1 protein-coding gene is annotated in these 1,390 nt (G+C 64.4%); it reads right to left on the reverse strand.

Going from position 1 to position 1,390, the window contains the following annotated elements; genetic code table 11:
- Nucleotides 1-1,379: porin (locus ACERNI_RS16430; RefSeq protein WP_448834325.1), on the reverse strand; the 1,379-nt coding region annotated here is incomplete at its 3' end.
- Between the last annotated feature and the right edge of the window lie 11 nt (nucleotides 1,380-1,390).

Here is a 1,390-nt window from a genome sequence, read left to right on the forward strand (position 1 = left end):
CCGATATCGAGGTCCTTGACCGGCGACCAGACCAGGTTCGTCAGGCCGACGAACATGTTGTAGTCACGCAGGTACGGGCTGTAGATGCCAGAGTTGTTGGCATACATGTTGCCCATCGGGCCCGTGACGCGGGCGCCGGACGGGAACTTCAGCTGGCCATAGGTGGCCACGAAGCCCGAACGCAGCTGCGGGGTCCAGTAGTGCAGGAACGCCGCGGCAACCGACCAGGTGGTGGTGGTCTTGATGTCGCCAGTGGTCGGATCAATGTAGCCATCGATCTTCGACACGCCGAAGCGACCGCCGCCGCCGATGCCGCCTTCAAGGGCGCTGTCATGCCCGATCGGAGCCGACATGCCGGTGTAGGACATCGCGCCCTTGGCGTAAGCAGCCTGCAGCCACAGGGCGTCGCCCGGAGCAAGGAACGGCAGGTTGAACTTCACGCCGCCCTGGATGGCGTAGCCGAACTTGGAGTCCGGACGGGCAGCGTAGCCACCGTTGACAGCGCCGCCGGAGAACGTGCCGACAGCGATCTGGTGCGTGGCGACCGACAGCTGGGCGGAGCCCCAACCCTGGTCAACGCGCAGGTTACCGACGAAGTCCGGAACGTTCAGACGCTGGGAAATGTCGACGTTCGCGTAACCGACGCGCTGGCCGTTGGCGTTGAACGTCCAGACCGGGGTGGTGAACGTGCAGCCGACAACCGTGCCGTTGGTGCACAGGCCAGCGTTGGCGACGCCAGCGTTCAGGCCGACGAACGGAGCGGAGACAGCAGCGGTGGCCGGGTTGGTTCCGCTGACGCCGCCGAAGAACAGCGGGTTACGACGGAAGGTCGGGTCTTCCATCGAGATCGTGGCGCTGAAGCCGTTGCCGAACTTGGCGGTGTAGGCCAGCAGGTTGGTCGACGAGGCATTCGAGGTGATCGAGAAGTTCGTCAGCTCGATGTCGGTCTGGTAGAAGTCGTAGAACGACGTGGCGCGACCAGCGGTCAGGCCGGCGAACTGGATGAACGCCTTGTCGATTTCAACGTACTTGTACGCGCGGTTGTAGGTGTCGACGCCGGTGGCGTTGAAGCTCGACGGGCCATGGTTGCGCAGGGTGCCCGAGGCGCCGTGCTGCTGGCCGGTGCGGCTGGCGATGTCCATACGGACGAAGGTGCGCAGCGTGCCCCACTGGGTCGCGGTGCGGGCGTCGACCTGGATACGGCCGGCGGCGATGAAGTTCGTCTTGTCAGCCGCGAGATTGCGATACTGCGCGAACTCCGTGGCGAACGACACGCGGCCGCCGATGCGGATACAGGTGTCCGTACCCGGAATGTAGAAGAAGCCGACGCCGTGCGTCGCGCAAACCTTCACATATTCAACCGGAGCGGACTTCATCATCGGATCTTCCG

Source organism: Camelimonas sp. ID_303_24, assembly GCF_053543495.1.